This window comes from Litorimonas sp., assembly GCA_029936425.1.
In the GTDB taxonomy this organism is placed as follows: domain Bacteria; phylum Pseudomonadota; class Alphaproteobacteria; order Caulobacterales; family Maricaulaceae; genus Litorimonas.
This window is the reverse complement of sequence record JAPYSU010000002.1, coordinates 146,731-164,965: the sequence shown is the minus strand read 5'-3', so window position 1 is coordinate 164,965 and position 18,235 is coordinate 146,731. Positions and strand designations below refer to the sequence as shown.

Annotated in this window: 16 protein-coding genes; 8 read left to right on the top strand and 8 right to left on the bottom strand. The window is 49.0% G+C overall.

Annotated elements, in window-relative coordinates:
- Positions 1–78: 78 nt before the first annotated feature.
- The 4 genes from ACN0IC_RS02605 to ACN0IC_RS02590 all read right to left on the bottom strand — a co-directional run bounded on the left by ACN0IC_RS02605 (position 79) and on the right by ACN0IC_RS02590 (position 7,862).
- Positions 79–1,563 (bottom strand): alkaline phosphatase, encoded by a 1,485-nt coding sequence (locus ACN0IC_RS02605; RefSeq protein WP_416877198.1) that lies wholly within the window; start codon positions 1,561–1,563, stop codon positions 79–81.
- Positions 1,564–1,580: 17 nt separating this feature from the next.
- Positions 1,581–3,002 (bottom strand): AMP nucleosidase, encoded by a 1,422-nt coding sequence (locus tag ACN0IC_RS02600; protein ID WP_416877325.1) that lies wholly within the window; start codon positions 3,000–3,002, stop codon positions 1,581–1,583.
- Positions 3,003–3,170: 168 nt separating this feature from the next.
- Entirely contained in the window at positions 3,171–4,730 is a 1,560-nt protein-coding gene (locus ACN0IC_RS02595) for an alkaline phosphatase D family protein (RefSeq protein WP_416877197.1), read from the bottom strand.
- 90 nt (positions 4,731–4,820) lie between these two features.
- Positions 4,821–7,862 (bottom strand): TonB-dependent receptor, encoded by a 3,042-nt coding sequence (locus ACN0IC_RS02590; RefSeq protein ID WP_416877196.1) that lies wholly within the window; start codon positions 7,860–7,862, stop codon positions 4,821–4,823.
- A 279-nt stretch (positions 7,863–8,141) separates the two neighbouring features.
- On the opposite strand from ACN0IC_RS02590, the gene udk reads away from it, so the two are divergent.
- Positions 8,142–8,789 carry a uridine kinase gene (gene udk, locus ACN0IC_RS02585; protein WP_416877195.1) on the top strand — a complete coding sequence of 216 codons (648 nt, stop codon included), beginning with the start codon at positions 8,142–8,144 and terminating at the stop codon, positions 8,787–8,789.
- 21 nt (positions 8,790–8,810) lie between these two features.
- Positions 8,811–10,043, top strand: a complete 1,233-nt coding sequence (locus ACN0IC_RS02580; RefSeq protein WP_416877194.1) for a NupC/NupG family nucleoside CNT transporter — start codon at positions 8,811–8,813, stop codon at positions 10,041–10,043.
- On the opposite strand, the gene ACN0IC_RS02575 is transcribed toward ACN0IC_RS02580, so the two are convergent.
- On the bottom strand, positions 10,040–10,978 hold the full coding sequence (locus tag ACN0IC_RS02575; RefSeq protein WP_416877193.1) for an isopenicillin N synthase family dioxygenase: 939 nt from the start codon (positions 10,976–10,978) through the stop codon (positions 10,040–10,042). The genes ACN0IC_RS02580 and ACN0IC_RS02575 overlap by 4 nt on opposite strands.
- Before the next feature lie 111 nt (positions 10,979–11,089).
- On the opposite strand from ACN0IC_RS02575, the gene ACN0IC_RS02570 reads away from it, so the two are divergent.
- Entirely contained in the window at positions 11,090–11,956 is an 867-nt protein-coding gene (locus ACN0IC_RS02570) for a ribokinase (protein ID WP_416877192.1), read from the top strand.
- On the opposite strand, the gene ACN0IC_RS02565 is transcribed toward ACN0IC_RS02570, so the two are convergent.
- Positions 11,946–12,509: a phosphoribosyltransferase gene (locus ACN0IC_RS02565; protein ID WP_416877191.1), complete on the bottom strand. Its 564-nt coding sequence runs from the start codon at positions 12,507–12,509 to the stop codon at positions 11,946–11,948. The genes ACN0IC_RS02570 and ACN0IC_RS02565 overlap by 11 nt on opposite strands.
- Before the next feature lie 155 nt (positions 12,510–12,664).
- On the opposite strand from ACN0IC_RS02565, the gene ACN0IC_RS02560 reads away from it, so the two are divergent.
- Positions 12,665–13,606: a nucleoside hydrolase gene (locus ACN0IC_RS02560; protein ID WP_416877190.1), complete on the top strand. Its 942-nt coding sequence runs from the start codon at positions 12,665–12,667 to the stop codon at positions 13,604–13,606.
- A 3-nt stretch (positions 13,607–13,609) separates the two neighbouring features.
- Here ACN0IC_RS02560 and ACN0IC_RS02555 read toward each other — a convergent pair whose 3' ends face one another.
- Entirely contained in the window at positions 13,610–14,212 is a 603-nt protein-coding gene (locus ACN0IC_RS02555) for a thymidine kinase (RefSeq protein WP_416877189.1), read from the bottom strand.
- A gap of 113 nt (positions 14,213–14,325) precedes the next feature.
- A complete protein-coding gene (locus ACN0IC_RS02550; protein ID WP_416877188.1) occupies positions 14,326–14,799 on the bottom strand; it encodes a MarR family winged helix-turn-helix transcriptional regulator in 474 nt (157 codons plus the stop codon).
- Between the two features lie 91 nt (positions 14,800–14,890).
- Between ACN0IC_RS02550 and hppD the strand changes: the two genes are divergently transcribed.
- From hppD to maiA, 4 genes are read left to right on the top strand one after another with little or no spacing between them, the layout of a single operon-like run.
- A complete protein-coding gene (gene hppD / locus ACN0IC_RS02545) occupies positions 14,891–15,988 on the top strand; it encodes a 4-hydroxyphenylpyruvate dioxygenase (RefSeq protein WP_416877187.1) in 1,098 nt (365 codons plus the stop codon).
- Positions 15,988–16,533: a VOC family protein gene (locus ACN0IC_RS02540; protein ID WP_416877186.1), complete on the top strand. Its 546-nt coding sequence runs from the start codon at positions 15,988–15,990 to the stop codon at positions 16,531–16,533. The genes hppD and ACN0IC_RS02540 overlap by 1 nt, the downstream gene beginning before the upstream one ends.
- A gap of 6 nt (positions 16,534–16,539) precedes the next feature.
- Positions 16,540–17,559, top strand: a complete 1,020-nt coding sequence (locus ACN0IC_RS02535) for a fumarylacetoacetate hydrolase family protein (RefSeq protein ID WP_416877185.1) — start codon at positions 16,540–16,542, stop codon at positions 17,557–17,559.
- Between the two features lie 18 nt (positions 17,560–17,577).
- Positions 17,578–18,216, top strand: a complete 639-nt coding sequence (gene maiA, locus ACN0IC_RS02530) for a maleylacetoacetate isomerase (protein WP_416877184.1) — start codon at positions 17,578–17,580, stop codon at positions 18,214–18,216.
- The last annotated feature ends 19 nt before the right edge of the window (positions 18,217–18,235 follow it).

Sequence of the window (18,235 nt, the reverse complement as noted above, 5' to 3'; positions counted from 1 at the left end):
TCTCAATATATAAATTAAAAAAGAGAGGCCTGAGCCTCTCTTCATCGAAATCTCATTAAATTTATTGAATATAATATCTTAGAAACCCATGGCTTCACGCATGATGTGATAAATCACATTCTGCTCCATTACACCGGACACCAGATCCGATGAGGGGCCAATGGCGTAAACAGGCACATCTTCTCCGGCGTGTGTCTCGCTGTGACGTTGTTGGCCATTACTGACATAGCCTGTCGGAATAGCAGCTTTCTGAATGATAACCTCTCCGGGTTGAGTGCTGGGATCGCGAACGCCTTCAACCGCGCCGGGGCCGTTTTGATATCCCAATGTTGTGTAGGGAAGTCCGTCTGTCCCGAGTATGTTTTCGCCGTTTGGCAGGCCCTGTTCATTATTACCTTTTACAACATCCAGTATTGGATTGCCCCGTGTCGGGTACCCGGCAATTGTGAACACATGACTGTGGTCCGCTGTCACGATGATGAGTGTTTCGGATAAATTGACCCGGGACAAAGTGTCGGCAATAGCTTGATCGAATGCAACACCTTCATCGAGTGCCAATTCAGCTCTGCCAGCATGGTGACCGTGGTCGATACGGCCGCTTTCTACCATCAGGAAATAACCATTGTCTTCAGCTTCAAGCCGATCAATGGCCTTGGCCGTCATATCTGCAAGTGAAGGCTCTTGATTGGTTTCATCCTTGGCCCGGACGAACTCCATGTGACTATTTGAGAATAGTCCCAGCAAAGGAAGTTGCGTCTGCGAATTTATCTGGCTGAGCGAGTTTTTGTTCTCGACGTAAGTTCCGCCAACTCTTTCCTCAATCCCGGATTCGAATTTCCCTTTTCCGCCGCCCAGAGCAATATCGAGGCGTCCAGATATGAGGGCTGTCTCAAGTTGCGTCGCAATAGGAAGACATCCTTCTACTCTGGCGGTTTCAGGCAAGTCTTCTACACTTTCCCAATCCCGATTGGGGGAATTGGAATAAGTCGCCGCAGGTGTGGCATGAGTGAGACGGGCTGTGGAGACGACTCCTGTCGCGTAGCCTTGGTCAGCGGCCTGCAATAAAAAATTATCTAGCGGCGCCGCGAGTGAGCCCGCGCAATCATTTCTGGATATTTCAGGCGCAACATTAATGACTCCCGCTTTGGTTTTTTGGCCCGTCATAAAAGCGGTCGCTGTCCCTGCCGAGTCAGATACTTGCTGGTTCGTGTTATAAGTTTTTGCCAGAGCTGCATGCGGGAGGCTATCCATAGCGAGAATATGTTCTTCCCCAGATTGTCCTAGTTTCTGTCCGGCATGAATGCGAATAGCGGTGACGGTGGAGACGCCCATACCGTCTCCGACGAACAAAATAACGTTTTTGGCGCGTTTTGGCGCTTTGGGTTGAGCAAGCCGGTTTTCAACTGCCAAGCGGCCCATTTCAAAACTACCTTGTTCTCCTGAAAATTGAGTTTCCGGTACTGTAATAGGCTCCGAGGACTGCATAGGCGCCGTGGACTGCGGCATAGTTGTGCAAGCAGAGAGTAGCAGTAAGGCGCATGCGCCGAGGCGGTGAAATGACATTATTCAATAGCTCCGATTTATCTAAAGACAGGATCGTCCAAACTTCTGAGTTTACGCGAATGAAGGGTTCCGCTTTGCGCTTCGCCTTTCAGAATAGACATGGCCTCTAAACCAATATTCAGATGTTGCGCGACGCGGCTGCGGTAAAAGGCCTCGGCTGTTCCGGGCAGCTTGATCTCGCCATGTAACGGTCTGTCGGAGACGCAGAGAAGTGTTCCATAAGGGACGCGGTAACGATAGCCATTGGCGGCGATAGTCGCGCTCTCCATATCAATTGCAATCGCACGGGATTGATTAAGACGCGTGCGTAATTTCTCGTAGCGCATTTCCCAGTTTCGGTCATCTGTCGTCACCACTGTCCCTGTGCGAACGTGGCGCTTCATCATCTGTCCCGTCAGAGACATGACGCTGGAAATCGCTTCGGTCAGCGCAATCTGGACTTCGGCAATGGTCGGTAGGGGAATAGCGGGAGGTAAAACATCATCCAGGATTTGATCGTCCCGCAGATAGGCATGGGCCAAAACGAAATCGCCCAAAATCTGCGTGCGGCGAAGGCCGCCGCAATGACCCAACATTAACCAGCAATGAGAGCGTAATACAGCGACATGGTCTGTGATGGTCTTCGCATTTGAGGGGCCAACACCGATATTGATAAGGGTAATGCCTTCATTATTCTCGGCAATCAAGTGATAGGCCGGCATTTGCGGGCCCTTAAAGGCTGGGTCAGACCGATAGTCTTCCGCCTTTTCGATCACGCCCTGGCCGGGACTGGCAAACCCTGTGTAATTGCCTTTGCCGACAACTTTTTTCGCATGTTCGATAAATTCATCCACATAGCGCTGATAGTTGGTGAATATAACAAATTTTTGAAAATGCTCGGGATTCGTGCCGGAATAATGTCTCAGTCTTTGCAGTGAGTAATCAGTTCTAAGAGCCGGGAAGAGGCTTAGAGGAAGGGGGCGATCACTCGGATGTTCAACAGCCCCATCCGCCAGATCGTCATGGATATGCTTGAGATTAGGGAGCGGGAAATACTCACCTATACGGGAGCTATATTCTTTATCCATCTCAAAAGCAGAGGGATCGATCGCAAAGGCGACCGGGATAGCGTGATTGCAATAGCCGACATAGTAATCAACTTCGTAGGCGGCTTCGATGCTGGAGAGTTGATCTATCAGATAGTCGGCGAAGATTTTGGGGTTTGTAATGGACGTTCCATACCAGCCCGCCCCGCGGATGCTAACAAAGGCATAAGGCGAGACGCCGTCTTTTTTTCGGGTTTTAATTTCGACCAAAAGATAGGGATAACACGGCGTTGCCGAGGCTTCCCTTTTGCCCGTTTTGGCATATTCCCCAAAAGATTTATTTATCTGGGCAATGGCGTCGTCATAAAGAGTTTTCAGCCCGCTTACGACAGCGGATATATCCTCTACCTGCATCAAGTCATTAAAAAATTCGGGGGGGCTTCCAACTTGGTTCAAAATATTTTTCCTTTAATTCAGCGGTTTGAATTGTTCTCAGTTCTGAGTTTGAGTAACAAATAAAATTTCCGCGTCCTAAAGAGTGTAAATGGTTCTGTCAATGAAAAGGCTGTTTCGAAACTATATTCAAGCCTCGATTGCGCCTTGATTTCCGCTTTCAACCACATATTTCTTGCGCGTCTGTGCCCCGGCCTTTGGATCATAAACAGACGTCATTTCTTTCATTTCAAATGTCCAGTTTTCCGGGGTCACATTGACAAGCGAGTATCCGCGCTTTCGATCGTCAAAGAAATGAATATGCGGGTTATCCGGCAGCATTTGAGTAAATCGGTTATAAGCGTAGCTGTGAGCGGTGACGGAAGTGGTCACAAATTCTGTGCCAACTGTTTGGGAATCGGGATTGCTGTAATCCGTCTTTAAGTCGGCTTGCCACCAACTATGCATATCACCGCCAATAGAGATAAAGTTTTTCGGACGACGTTGTTCTGCGGTATGAATTATCATGTCACGAGTAGGTTTGTATCCGTCCCAGCCGTCACTCCAAGACGCCGGATTGCCGTCGCGGTCTTTTTGATAAAGGCGTGAAAATAATGTGGGCTGGGCCAAAACTTCCCAGGTTGCTCCAGATCGAAGAAAAGACGGCATGAGCCAACGTTCCTGGGCTTTGCCAAACATCGAACGGGAGGGATCATTTAGCTCTGGGCAGCTCACCATTTGCGCGCCGCCATCCTCAGGCGTTTGGCAGGCTTGGTCATCACGATATTGGCGTCCATCGGTTAAAGCCATTGTCATTAAATTGCCGTAGTAAAAGTAATCGTGAAGACGCATATGCTCGCCGTGAGGCCGGCTCCGCAGACGCACGGGCATATGCTCATAATAGGCTTTATAGGCGGCCGCCCGGCGGGCCCGCATCTGCTCAAGCGGCATATAGTTTTCATCATTCAGGTCAGCATAATCATTCACAACTTCATGATCGTCCCAGATGAATATCCAGGGCGCGTGGGCATGGGCCGCCTGAAGAGCGGGATCCGTTTTATATTGCGCATGGAGACGACGGTAATCGGTCAGGCTTATCGCTTCTGTTGTGGCTTGCCGCCTAACCTGTGGTCCCCAAGAAGATTCGTATATGTAATCGCCGAGGTGGATAATAAGGTCAGGGTCTTGGGCGACCATGTCATTATAAGCGTTGAAAAACCCTTGTTCATAATGCTGGCAGGACGCAATGCCAAAACGGAGTTTGTCAACGGGCGCTCCAAACATAGGCGCAGTCTTTGCCCGCCCTGTCGGGCTGTTTTGTCCATTGGCGATGAAACGGTAATAATATTGTCTCAAAGGCTGAAGGCCTTGAACCTCGACATGGACGCTATGCGCCCATTGTTTATTTGCGACCGATTGACCAGCTTTGATGACGCGAGCGAAGTTTTCGTCCTCTGCTACCTGCCACGTCACATTCACAGGAACTGAAAGACCGCCATCCTCAGCCATGGGCATTGGCGCAAGACGTGTCCATAAAACAAAGCCATCTGAAACCGGATCGCCGGAAGCCACGCCAAGAGGGAACAAATAATTCAGTCCTTTTTCCGGGCTCGCCCCAAGAGACATTTTAGCAGGGGAAGAGGCTGTGGCGCAGGCGGAAAGGCTTAGAGCGCTGAGGCCGGATAGAATTTGGCGGCGGGTGTTAATCATGTCTATTCCTGAAACAAGGTAGGGGCCTGAATAAAAAAACGGAGGACCGAGGCCCTCCGTTCATATCGTTTTATCTAAGCGATAACAAACCTAGAAATCGTAAGACGCACCAAAGCGGATTTCGTAGGCAGATGCATCATTTACCCGATTTACACCTTGTCCGGTGACGAGAGTACGAGGGAAACTGCCTTCTTCCAGAATTCCCCAATCACTATCAATGAGGTTCGTCAGGTTATCAATTGTCATGAATACAGATGCATTATGGCCATCTTTGATACCAGGAATTTCTTGCTCCAGTTTCAAGTCGGCTTTGAACCACCAAGGGCTGGTAAATTCGTTTCGCTCTGTGCCCGGAATGAGAACGTTGGCATCGGCAATAAATGGAGTAAATCCAAAAAAACCACCTCCGTTGTCCAAGACGCGGCTAAACGGACGACCCTCATTGAACTGTGAATATAGGAACAGCTTGGAGAGGTAATCTCCAAAGAAGGCCTTCTCATAAGCATAAGTCGCCGTGAAACGATGTCTAATATTATAATTAGATGTAGAAAGAACTTGTTCTTGCGGGTTCGTAAAGGCCCGGTTGTTATAGTTCGAGAAAGCTACAGAGCTTGTCATGGGTTGAACATCTTTAGCGTCAGAATAGGAATAACCGAATGTCGCTCGATGGCCATTATTCCAATCTTTTGCCGCGCTGAAGGAAATATTCAGGCTTTCGTTTCCAACATCGCTGTTCGTTAAAACAAATGCGTCTTCTAACGGGCTATCAAATGTTGGGAATTCTCCAGTTACCGTGCGGCCGTCTGAGAGAGTGAAAGTCCGTGTCTCGGTCCCCGTTTGAACCAGATCAGCACGCTGAACAATGGCAGTATTCTGGCTTTTGGAGAACTGAATGTCCGCATTAAAGAGCCATTCGCCACCAAACAAGTTTTCACCTGTGTTGAAATCTGGGTTGTAAGTGAAGCCCAAAGCATACTTCCATTCGGATGGAATTTTAAAATCGGGATCAAGATAATTGATCTCGAAATTGCGACCTGTTCCCGATGAAACATCATTAAACAAACTTGTCGGAATGGCATAACCAGCTGAATTTGGTACACCTTCTTCCGCATCTTCATAAGTTGAAGAGAAAAGATCGAAATTACGTTCTCTAGCGCCAAACTGCAGAACGTTATTGGCAGAGAAGTTATTTGACAGCCAGACATTCGGATTGCCGCCCGAATAGAGGCCAACACCGCCACGGACTGTCAGGTTATTACTTGCTTCCCAAGTTAAACCAAAGCGAGGTTGGACAAGACCTTCGCCGTCGAGGTTGGTGGAGTTTGAGAAACCATAATCAGCAACAAAATCAGCATTTTCTTCCGGCGCGTCGTCCGTTGTATAAAAATCATAACGCAAGCCACCGATTAAGGTCAGACCATTCCCGAAGTCATATTCATCTTGGGCATAAACGGTATTCGTTGCATAACCCCAGACAGCGGCTGCGTCTTCTGGGTTATGAGACGGAGCATTATTATATTCGATTTGTGCCGCAAAGCCATTCTCGAAATCATCAATGCTGTTAAAACGGATTTCTGTTTCAGCTTGCTGAATAAAGAGATTGAAGACGTCTAAATCTGAACGTTCCGCACCAAAACTAATATTATGGTTGCCCATGGCGTAATTACCTTTGAAAACGAAGTTCCAAACGTCATATGTAAGCTTATTTGCCTGACGGGAATCGTCCCCACCAATATAAACATTGACATCGCCTGTATCGATGCGAATTTCGCCAAAATCATTCCCACCTAATGAACGCACATCATTTTCTAGTTCAAGATAGCCCACGCGAAGTTCTGTCGAGAGGTTTTGAGTCCAGTCAGAATAAACCGCACCGGTGATGGAGTTGAGTTCTGATCCGCGGGAATACAGGTGATTAGAGAACTCCAGCTCATCGCTATCTCCGTCGGATCGAACAATGTTGAAACCGTTATTATAAGCATAAATAGCTTCTGCACGGTGCTTATTATTGATGTTTAAGCTCAATTTCCCCAAAAATTTTTCATCTTCGTTGGGGGCGCTATTTATAATTGTGCCAGGATCGTACTGATAAATATCGTTTGAGATTTGTGAAATTCTATCTAGCTGAGCTTGAGAAACTTGGAATGAGCCAGTGCCAATGTTGTTGTTCGTGAAGATATTCGCACCTTCAAGTTTTTCATAAGCCCCGAAGAAAAAGAGCCGGTCTTTAATGATTGGGCCGCCAACATTTACACCGTAACGGATTTCGTCAAATTCTCCAAAGTCGATATCCTCACCTTCAAGTTTGCTGGCACGCAATCCGTCATCTGTATAATCGATGAAAGCACCGCCATGGAATTCGTTTGTACCGGATTTTGTTACAGAGTTAATCGCACAAGCTGTAAAGCCGCCATATTCAACGTCGAAAGGTGCGAGCTCTACGGAAACTTGCTCGATAGCGTCAAAAGAAAACGGAATACGCTCTGTCGGAAAGCCGTTGGAGTTCAAGCCAAATGAATCATTCAAGGCAACTCCATCAAGTGTGATGGAGTTAAAGCGCGGGTTTTGACCACCACACTGAATTGCATTTATGTCGCCGCGAGATTCATCAATATAAATTCGGGGATCGATACGGATAACATCTGTAAAATTACGATTAATGACAGGAGCATTTTCGAGTGTGGCCTGGCCGAAACTTGCTGATGGACCAACCGCAACATCTGCCAGAACCTGGCGTTGAGCGACAACAATGATTTCATCTGTTACGGAGCCGCCTTGAAGAGTGAAGTTCAGAGCTGTTGTGTCGCCTAGTGTCAGTGCGACATCTTCTACTCGTTCCCCTTGAAAGCCGTCTGCTGTGATAGCGACATTATAGAGACCACCGACAGGGAGGTTACGAAAAGAGAACGAACCGCTTGAATCTGTAGTAACTGTACGAACAATACCTGTAGCAGCATTTGAGAGAGTTACACTTGCGTTGGAAATCGGCGATGCGTTTTCAGTTGTCACATAACCCTGAACTTGTGAGGTCGTAACCTGAGCTGAGGCTGTTGCCGCCAAGCCCATCGTTAGGGCAAACGCGGATGCGCTCATAACGGCATTAAAGCCGAGTGATGAAAGAGTGTTTTTCATGATATAATCTTTACCTTGTGAGATTGCATTTGAAAGTGAGGCGGCTCTTAGTGGCGGCTGTTGTCACTTTTATGACAGACTCGTCATGTATGGCAGGTGATGAGGGGTGATTTACTGTGAGTAGCCTAAAAAGACTCCAAAGTGTGTCCTAAAAGTCACAATTAAGAGGCATATATTCCTTTTAAAAGGTCACTGAATTAGGACTCGCATCCTTTTAAGATTCGTTTTAGGGCCTTAACGCCGTCGAGGCTGTCATTAAAACATAAAGAATCGCTGTTTATGTCATTCGTAATCGCTATCGCTGGTGGAAGTTGTTCCGGTAAAACGACTCTGGCCCGTCATCTCCAGCATCGCTTGGGCGGCGAAAGCTGCCTCGCCATTCGCCAAGATGACTATTATTTTGATATAAGAGAACGCGATAGTGAGCAGGACCTGCCGAATTTCGATGTTCCCGAGGCATTGGACTTCAAACAGCTGGCGTCTGATATCGCGGCTTTGAAAGCGGGTAAGGCTGTAAAACTCCCCAATTACGATTTTACGACTCATCAAAGGCGGCATCCGACAGAGCCGTTAAAGCCGCGGCCTTTTATAATCGTGGAAGGCCTATTGCTTCTGGATGCAGAAGAGATCCGGCCCTTGATCGATCATAGTGTCTATATGAAATGTAGCTATGAGACGCGGTTTGAGCGCCGTCTGGCGCGTGACGTCGCAGAGCGGGGGCGAACAAAGGAGTTTGTGCATAAGCAGTTTCACCAAGATGTTGAGCCCGCTCATCAAACTTACGTTGCGCCTTCTGCTCAATATGCCAATAAGATTGTCACTCAGGATGAATACATAAACGATCTTTCAGGCCTCATTGACCGTTTAGTAAATATTCTACCCGAGAGTGAAGCAAATCCTCTCCCTCAGATGAGCCTTGCGCTTTAGGCTGATTAGAAAGCGAACCTCATGCATCATCCTGCCTTCGGCCTCTTCGGTATAGCTCTCATTCTTATTGTCGCGTTTATAGCGTCCAATAACAAACGCGCCATCAGCCCACGTATCGTACTCTCCTGTTTCGCCCTTCAGGTGATGATTGCGGTTCTGGTGCTTTATGTGCCGTTCGGGAAAGTGGTTTTGCAGGCCATGTCCGAGAAAGTCACAACGCTCCTCAGCTATGCAACGGCCGGAATAGAAATGGTTTTCGGCGGCTTGGCGGATGAAAGCCTGGGCTTTAGCTTTCTTGTGAGAGTTCTTCCGGTCGTTATTTTCTTCGCCTCGTTAATGGAGGTATTGTACCATATGAAGTTCATGCAGCTGGTCGTGAAATATGGCGGCAAGGCGATTCATTTTCTGACCGGAACCAAACCGATTGAATCGCTCAATGTTGTGGCCAATATTTTCGTGGGGCAAACCGAAGCGCCTCTGACGCTTAAACCTTATCTTCCCAGTATTAACCGGTTTGAGCTTTTCACGATTATGGTGTCCGGACTGGCCTCTATCGCTGGTACGGTGCTGGCGGGATATATCCAGCTTGGTATTAGCGCCGAATATTTGATCGCGGCGAGTTTCATGTCTGCGCCTGGTGGGTTGCTAATGGCGAAAATTATTATGCCTGACCCAGCGCCCGAACTGGGAGCCAAAAAAGAAGAAGATATTTTCTCTCTCGGCAGATCAACTAAACATTCCAACGTTATTATGGCGGCGGCGGTGGGCGCTCAAAATGGTGTCGCCCTCGCGGTAAGTATCGGCGCGATGTTGCTGGCTTTTGTTTCTCTCATTGCGCTTTGCAATGGATTATTAGGATGGGCGGGTGGTTTCTTTGGACTAGAAAACCTGAGTGTCCAGAGTATTTTAGGCCTCATCTTTGCGCCCGTTATGTACGCTCTGAATGTGCCTTGGGCCGAGGCTCAGCAGGCCGGCGCCATTTTTGGCGAGAAAGTCGTGTTGAATGAGTTTATCGCCTATATCAGCTTGGTAAATGTTCAGGACCAACTCTCTGATCGCACGGTCATCATTCTGACCTTCGCCCTTTGTGGATTCGCCAATTTGAGTTCGATCGCTATCTTATTGGGTGGTTTGGGGGCGCTTATTCCCGACCGTATGCCGGAAATAGCGAAAATGGGGGTGAAAGCCGTCTTTGCGGCCTCGCTCGCCAATTTGATGAGTGCGGCCTTAGCGGGAATATTGGTGGCGGTTTAGGCCTTAATAAGCCCAATCTCTATCAAACGTTCTGTCAGGTAATCCCCTGCGGTAATGGGCGGTTCTGCCGTTCCGCCTTTCTCAACACAGCTCTCAATCGGCGTTATCATGGCGTCATTATTCAAATGCAGGAAAAACGGTTTGGAATAACGCGGGAATTTCGCGCGTTCGGGGGAGGGGTTTAGAACGCGGTGGGTCGTTGAAGGCAGCAGACCTGCCGTCATACGTTGCAGCATATCACCGACATTGACGACAACGGCGCCCTCCGGTGCGTTTATATCCATCCACTCTCCGGATCGGTGCTTTGCCTGAAGGCCGGCTTCTTCGGCGCCGAGTAAAAGCGTAATCAGATTGATGTCTTCATGTGCGCCTGCGCGAACGCTGCCTTCGGGCTGCGGCTTTGTTTGCGGCGGGTAATGAAGAAGACGCAGGATGGAATTTCCAACATTTATCTTGTCTTCAAACCAGTCTTCTTTCAGATCAAGATAGAGCGCAACGGCCCGTAAAAGGTCGGCCCCGAATTTATCCAATTCTTCGTAAAGCGCGCGAGTATCCTCGTCGAAAGTGTCGAGCTCTTTGACGGAGGGCGTGTCCTTCATCGTTTTCCGGTAAGGTGATCCTTCGGGTAGGGCCCGTCCGGTATGCCAGAACTCTTTCAAATCCGCCTGGGATTTACCTTTGGCATTTTCCGTCATGAAAGGGGAATGCCCGCGTTGATGCCCGTCTTCCGGATCGGCGTATTGACGTTTTACGTCCTCAGGCAGGGCGAAAAAGTCTCTCGCCGCGTCATCCGCTTTATCAATGACGGCTTCGGGAATGGTGTGGTCCGAAATAACGGCGAAACCGGTTTCGCGAAAAGAGTCCCCAAATTTCTTGGCGAAAGCCTCTTTGTCTTTTTTCCAGAGATTAAAGCTGATGGGCTCAATTTTTATCATAACGGATCACTTATATTCTCCGCCTGTCATTTAGCGGGAATCGGAACTAGCACGAGCGCGACCCAAATTAAAATAGCTTTTGAAGTTGGCTTGCATATCCTAAAGACAGGTATGACGACTGCCCCTACACTTTGCGTTCTTGGTTCCATTAATCTGGACATGGTGATCCAGACCGCTCATCTGCCGCGCGCCGGAGAGACTGTCACTCAGGGGAAGTTTCATTCCACGCCGGGCGGAAAGGGCGCGAATACCGCACTCGCCGCACAGCGTCTCGGAGCAAATGTCCGCCTGCAAGCGGCTGTGGGGGACGACCCTTATGCCAAGGAAGCCTTGTCGAGTTTAAGGAAGGCAGGTGTAAACCTGAAATCTGTGGCGACGATAGACAATGAAGCCACAGGAGTTGCCTTTATCAATGTGGCGGAAGACGGCGAAAACCAGATTGCCGTTGCGTCAGGGGCGAACGCTGCCTTTTCGGCAGATCATTTGAGTCCCGTCACTGAAGATGCGGTTTTAAGCCAATTTGAAATTCCGGTTCCGACCCTGCTTGCGGGGTTGAAGGGTTATAAGGGGTTTGTGTCTGTGAACGCTTCTCCGTTCACTCCAGATGTCACAAAGGTATTTGAGAGGGCAGACCTTATCATTGTAAATGAAGGTGAATATGCTGCTTATCAGTCGGAGCTTGAGGGATATCCAGGACTACTCGCCCTAACATTGGGAGGAGAGGGGGCAAAGTTATTCAAACAGGGCGAATTGATCGCAACGGCCAAACCGCCGAAGGTAGACGTAATCGATACAACAGGGGCGGGGGATGCTTTCGCTGCAGCGCTTACGGTCGCTCTAGCTGAAGGTCAGACAAAGATGGATGCGTTGAATTTTGCCTGCACAGTTGGCGCTCTGGCAACAACCAAGTTAGGCGCGCAGAGTGCCGCTCCGACAAGGGCTGAGGTCGAAGCGCTTCTGAAACTCTCTAGGACTTAGGCAAGAGATCGAAAATACGGTCTGGAAGAGGTTTGGTTTTTTTCAACTCTTCCGCGGAGCAGCCTTCAAGCTCATGCGGAAAGACTGTCCAGGCATCCGTTTCATGCAAATAGAAATCCGGGGTTCGCTCTGTTTTATTGCGTGTCGGTTTGTAATACACGGTGGCCACGCGGATATCGCTCGGTGTATTGCGGCGGCATTTTTCTTCCAGTTTGCTGATGATGGCATCGACGCTGCGCCCGCTGTCGAAGATATCATCAATAATCAAAAGCTGATCGTCTACATTGATTGTATCGACCAGGTGCTGAAGACCGTAAACTTTGACCGTCTTGGATTGTTTATCCATCGCTTCGTAAGAAGAGGTTCGGATGGAAAAATGATCGGTGTCACAACCGAGCAGTTCAAGCACTTCCTGAATGGCAATTCCGACAGGTGTGCCGCCGCGCCAAACTCCGACGATGAAGGACGGGCGATAACCGCTCTCAAAAATTTGCAAGGCTAGTTCGAAGGAATCTTTCAATAGCTCTTCCGCGCTGACAAATAATTTTTCCATGGGACTACTCAAATTCAGATAATTTGAGTTCGCCTAAGCCAAGAAAGCGCCTCTATCAAGAGCCTAGCGCCTATCGGCTATTCTCTTTTGCATTCAAGATCGTTATGCAAGGCGTTCATTTCGTTTTTGGCCAAACGAAACTAAAGGAAAAATTTATGACGCGACGCCTTATTATTGACTGTGACCCGGGACAGGATGACGCCATAAATCTATTTTTGGCACTGCCCAAAACTGACGAGTACGAGATACTTGGTATTACAGTTGTGGCCGGAAATACGAGCCTCGAGAAAACGCAGCGCAATGCGCGTCTTCTTTGTGAGTTGGCGGGGCGAACGGATATTCCGATTTATGCGGGGTGCGACGCTCCGCTCAAATACCCACTCGCGACCGCTGAAGAAGTTCATGGCAGCGAGGGTTTGGAAGGCATTGAAATTACCGAACCGGAAATGGCGCTTCAGTCCCAAAACGCCGTCGATTTTATTATCGACACGCTGATGGCCGCAGAGGATAAAAGCGTCACGCTTGTCCCGACAGGACCGCTCACAAATGTTGCAAAGGCCTTGCAGAAAAAGCCCGAAATTGCCGCAAAAATGAAAGAGATTGTTCTGATGGGCGGGGCTTTGAAAGAAGGAGGTAACATCACCCCTTCCGCCGAATTCAATATTTATGTTGACCCTCATGCGGCCAATATCGTTTTTGAGAGCGGCGTTCCGCTTGTGGTGTTTGGTCTTGATGTTACGCATCAAGTTTTGTCTTCTGACGCCGTCCTAGAGCGCATCAAGAATATCGGTAATCCGGTCGCAGATGCAGCGTATAGCCTGCTTACCCACTATGGGCGGTTTGATGCAGAGAAATACGGAACAAACGGCGCGCCGCTCCATGACCCTTGCACTATGGCCTATATATTGAAGCCAGAGATATTCACGCTGAAATCCTGCAATATCCGCGTTGAAACGGAATCAGATCTTACACGCGGCCACACAGCCGTGGATTTCTGGTATGCGACAGATCTTCCGCGAAATGCACGCTGGGCTTATGACGTGGACACGCCCGGCTTTTTTGATCTGCTGGTCAAGCAGCTTTCAACCTATGGCTAGAGATTATTCGGCCGCGGCGGCGGGGGCGTTGATGAGTTTTTCTCGCCAATGACGGCGGCATAATGTGATATAGCGTTCATTACCGCCCACTTCGACCTGTTCGCCTTCTGTGACTGCGCCGCCGCTTGCATCCACCCGCATATTCATGGTCGCCTTACGGCCGCACCAGCAAAGCGTTCGAATTTCCCGGATATCATCCGCAATTGCCAAAAGCGCTGCGCTGCCTGGAAAAAGCCGGCCTTGAAAATCCGTCCGTAATCCATAGCACATGATAGGGATGCCGTGGTCGTCGCTCACGCGGGCCAATTGCCAGACTTGATCGCGGGTTAGAAACTGGGCTTCGTCCAGAAGAACGCAATCAATCCGCTTTTTCTTATGAGATTTTAGGATGTGTTTCTCGAGATCAATTTCTTCGCAAAACGTATCAGCCTTTGCTTCTAGGCCAATCCGGGAAGTAATCAGGGCTCCGCTGTCCTCACGATTGTCGATGATGGGTTTCAGCAGCAAGGTGTGCATGCCGCGTTCGAAATAGTTATAGGAAGACTGCAATAAAATCGTCGATTTCCCGGCATTCATTGCGGAAAAATTGAAATAGAGTTTTGCCATGCCAGTTGCTCGGAATCGAAAGTTCCGAAAGGGTATATGGAGAGTCGCAATTCCGGGGCAATGGTAAATCTGTCCGAAGCTGTTGAGAAACGATCAGACAGCAAAAGTGGAAATCATTCTTTTGGCAAAGATTGTGCCTGATTGATTTTATCCATCTTTGAACTGAACTCTTTCAAGGTCTTTACAAACCCGGCGGTCTTTGAGGCGTCCTCACCGGAAGGAATAAGTGTGGCAGCCAATTTTTTTGCGATAGTCGAATAGGTTTCCAGGCCTGCGGCCGTCGTCTCTAATGTGGAACGCCTCTTGTCGCCTTGGCTTGGTGTTTTCTTCACGAGCCCTTGCTCGATCAATGAGCTGACAGCCCGGCTGACAATCGTTTTATCCATGGGGGTGACGGCCGTGACGTCTGCGGCTGTTCGCCCGGGCTGATCTGCAATGGCGGCCAAAACCCGCCACTGGCTTTGATTGATATTCGCTTCGGATCGCACAATTTCGAGTGTGTAGCGACTGATTTGATCCGCCAGAACAATCACTTGATAGGGCCAGAAACTTTCCAGGTCGATATGCGTATCTTTATCAACAGACATAAACCCTTTATGCAAAAAAGATGTTGCAATTGCAACCAATTACTGTTAGTTGTTATCGCAACTAATAATGTTAAGAGAATTGGAGAGCGTTATGGCTGATCTTTTTGAAAACCCAATGGGGCTGGACGGTTTTGAATTCATCGAATTTTCTGCGCCCGAAAAAGGCCATTTGGAAAAAATTTTTACCACTATGGGCTTTACCAAAATCGCCCGTCACCGGTCCAAAGATGTCGAGTTATGGCGTCAAGGCGACATTAACCTGATTACAAATTACGAAAACAAATCTCCCGCCGGGCATTTCTGCCGCGAACACGGTCCCTCCGCTTGCGGTATGGGCTTTCGTGTTGAAAACGCGAAACAGGCCTATGAGCGAGCGATAGAGCTTGGCGCGGAAACGGTGGACACACATGTCGGGCCAATGGAACTTTCCATTCCGGCAATACGCGGTATTGGCGGCGGTCTGATATACTTTATTGACCGTTACGGAGATGATCTCTCCATTTATGATATTGATTTCGAATATTTAGAGGGTGTTGATAAACATCCAAAAGGCTTTGGCTTTAACGTTGTCGATCACCTGACCCACAATGTTTATCGGGGCCGCATGGATTACTGGGCGGAATATTACGAACGCCTATTCAATTTCCGTGAAATCCGCTATTTTGATATTAAAGGTGAATATACGGGTCTGAAATCCCGCGCTCTCACCGCGCCGGATGGCAAAATTCGTATCCCGCTCAATGAAGAGGGCGAAGACGGTAAAGGCCAGATCGAAGAATATCTGCTGGAGCATCGCGGCGAAGGCATTCAGCATATCGCTCTGTCTTGCGATGATCTTTATGCCTGTGTCGATAAATTGCGGGATGCGGGTGTGAACCTGATGAAAGCTCCGCCGGATACATATTACGATATGCTGGATGAGCGCCTGCCTAATCACGGGGAAAACGCCGAGGAATTGAAAGTCCGGGGGCTGCTTCTCGACGGTAGCACTGACGACAATGATCCGCGCCTGTTATTGCAGATCTTTGCTCAGCCTCAAATTGGGCCGGTATTCTTTGAATTTATTCAGCGCAAAGGCGATGAAGGATTTGGCGAGGGCAATTTCAAAGCCCTCTTCCAGTCAATCGAACGCGATCAAATCGAACGAGGTGTTTTGGAGACAACTCCCAAACCCAAAGCGAGGGCGTAATGACGATCAAGACAGATGGATTTCATCACGTTGCTTATCGGTGTAAGGACGCCAAGGAAACGGTCGAGTTTTATCAAAACCATTTAAATATGGATTTCCAACTGGCGATAGCCGAAGATCACGTGCCTTCGACCGGGGCGTATGATCCTTACATGCACATCTTCATGGATGCGGGAAACAATAATGTTCTGGCTTTTTTCGAACTCCCGGAACAGCCCGATATGGATCGAGACCGTAACACGCCGGAATGGGTGCAGCATATTGCCTTGAGGGTCGATACGCTCGAAGACTTATTGGAGGCGAAAGAAAGCCTCGAGTCCGCAGGCATCGAGGTCCTTGGGCCGACCCATCACGGTATTTTCAAGTCGATATATTTCTTTGATCCGAACGGCCACCGACTTGAACTGGCCGCAAATATTCACACGCCGGAACAAATGACGAAGCTACGCACTGTAGCCCCAGAGATGCTGGCCGAATGGTCAGAGACGAAAAAAGCCCCGCGTCACGCGGCGTGGCTTCATGAAAAAATTCAAAACGAAAGCTAGATTGATATGAAACTCGCTTCCCTTAAAGATGGCCGCGACGGCCAGTTAATTATTGTTTCCCGCGATCTGTCCAAGGCGGCAGATGCGAGTGATATTGTCCCGACCCTTCAGGCCGCGCTTGATGACTGGGATCTTTACGCGCCTCAGCTGGCCGCAAGGTATGAAATGCTGAATGCCGGAAAGGTGGACAGTTTTGATTTCGATCAAACGGCATGTCACTCACCTTTGCCGCGCGCCTATACCTGGATGGATGGCTCAGCCTATCTCAATCACGTCGAGCTTGTCCGCAAAGCTCGGGATGCTGAAGTGCCGGAAAGCTTTTATTCAGACCCGCTTATGTATCAGGGCGGCTCCGACAGCTTTATCGGCCCGCGCGATCCTATCGTCGCGGCTGATGAGGCTTATGGCATTGACATGGAAGCGGAAATTACCGTTATCACAGATGACGTTCCGATGGGCGTGTCCGTTAAAGACGCTGAAAAGCACATTAAACTGATCATGCTCGTTAATGATGTCAGCTTACGCGGACTCATCCCGAATGAGCTTCGTAAAGGCTTTGGCTTTGTACAGGGCAAGGCCTCAAGTGCTTTCTCACCGGTAGCCGTCACCCCTGATGAATTGGGCGATTCTTGGGGCGAAGGAACTATCGATCTTCCGCTCCTCGTTGATTACAACGGCAAGCCGTTCGGCAAGGCAAACGTCAAACAGGATATGACCTTTAACATGTCAGAACTTGTCGCCCATGCCGCCAAGACCCGAGACCTGAGCGCTGGCGCCATTATCGGGTCCGGTACGGTTTCAAATAAATTTGAAGGCGGCGAAGGCAAGAAAATCGAAGATGGCGGCGTCGGTTACAGCTGCATCGCTGAAATCCGGATGATCGAAAAAATCCAGACAGGCGAATTTATCACCCCGTTCATGCGCTTTGGCGACACAGTCGGCATTGAGATGAACGACGCGGAAGGAAAATCTATTTTTGGACGCATTGAGAATGTCGTTGAAAAATATGAAGGCCCGGATGCTTAAACTAAAGAACTTTAATCTATGATGACGCTCTACGGATATTGGCGCAGCTCTGCGAGCTATCGAGTTCGCATTGCTTTGGGCCTAAAAGGAATTGAAGTTCGCCATGTCCCGGTCAATCTCCGGGAAGGCGAACAGCTCCTATCCGAACATTCCGAACGTAACCCTCAAGGTTATCTGCCGGTTCTGGAATTAGAGGACGGAACACGCCTCACTCAATCTCTGGCCATTCTGGACTATCTGGACGCGACGCATTCAAATCATCCGCTGATGCCCGAGGACGCAATTTTACGCTCTCGTATATTAGCAGCGTCCTTGGTGATTGCTTCAGATATATCACCCATACAAAATCTATCGGTCTTGAAATATATCCGGGCGGAACATGGGCAGGAAGATGCGGGCGTTAAAAAATGGTCCGCTCACTGGATCGCCAAAGGGTTTGAAAGCCTTGAGAAAATGGCGAGCCCCGATACGAAATTTTTCTATACTGACACGCCGATGTTTTTTGAATGCTGCCTTGTGCCGCAAATCTATAATGCACGACGCTTTGGCGTGGACATGGATCGATTTCCTAACCTCGTTCGCGTTGAGAAAACTTGTCAGGCATTAGAGGCTTTCCAAGCCGCTTTGCCAGAAGCACAGTCAGACGCCCCGAAATAACTCAGAAGTTTTCGCCTGA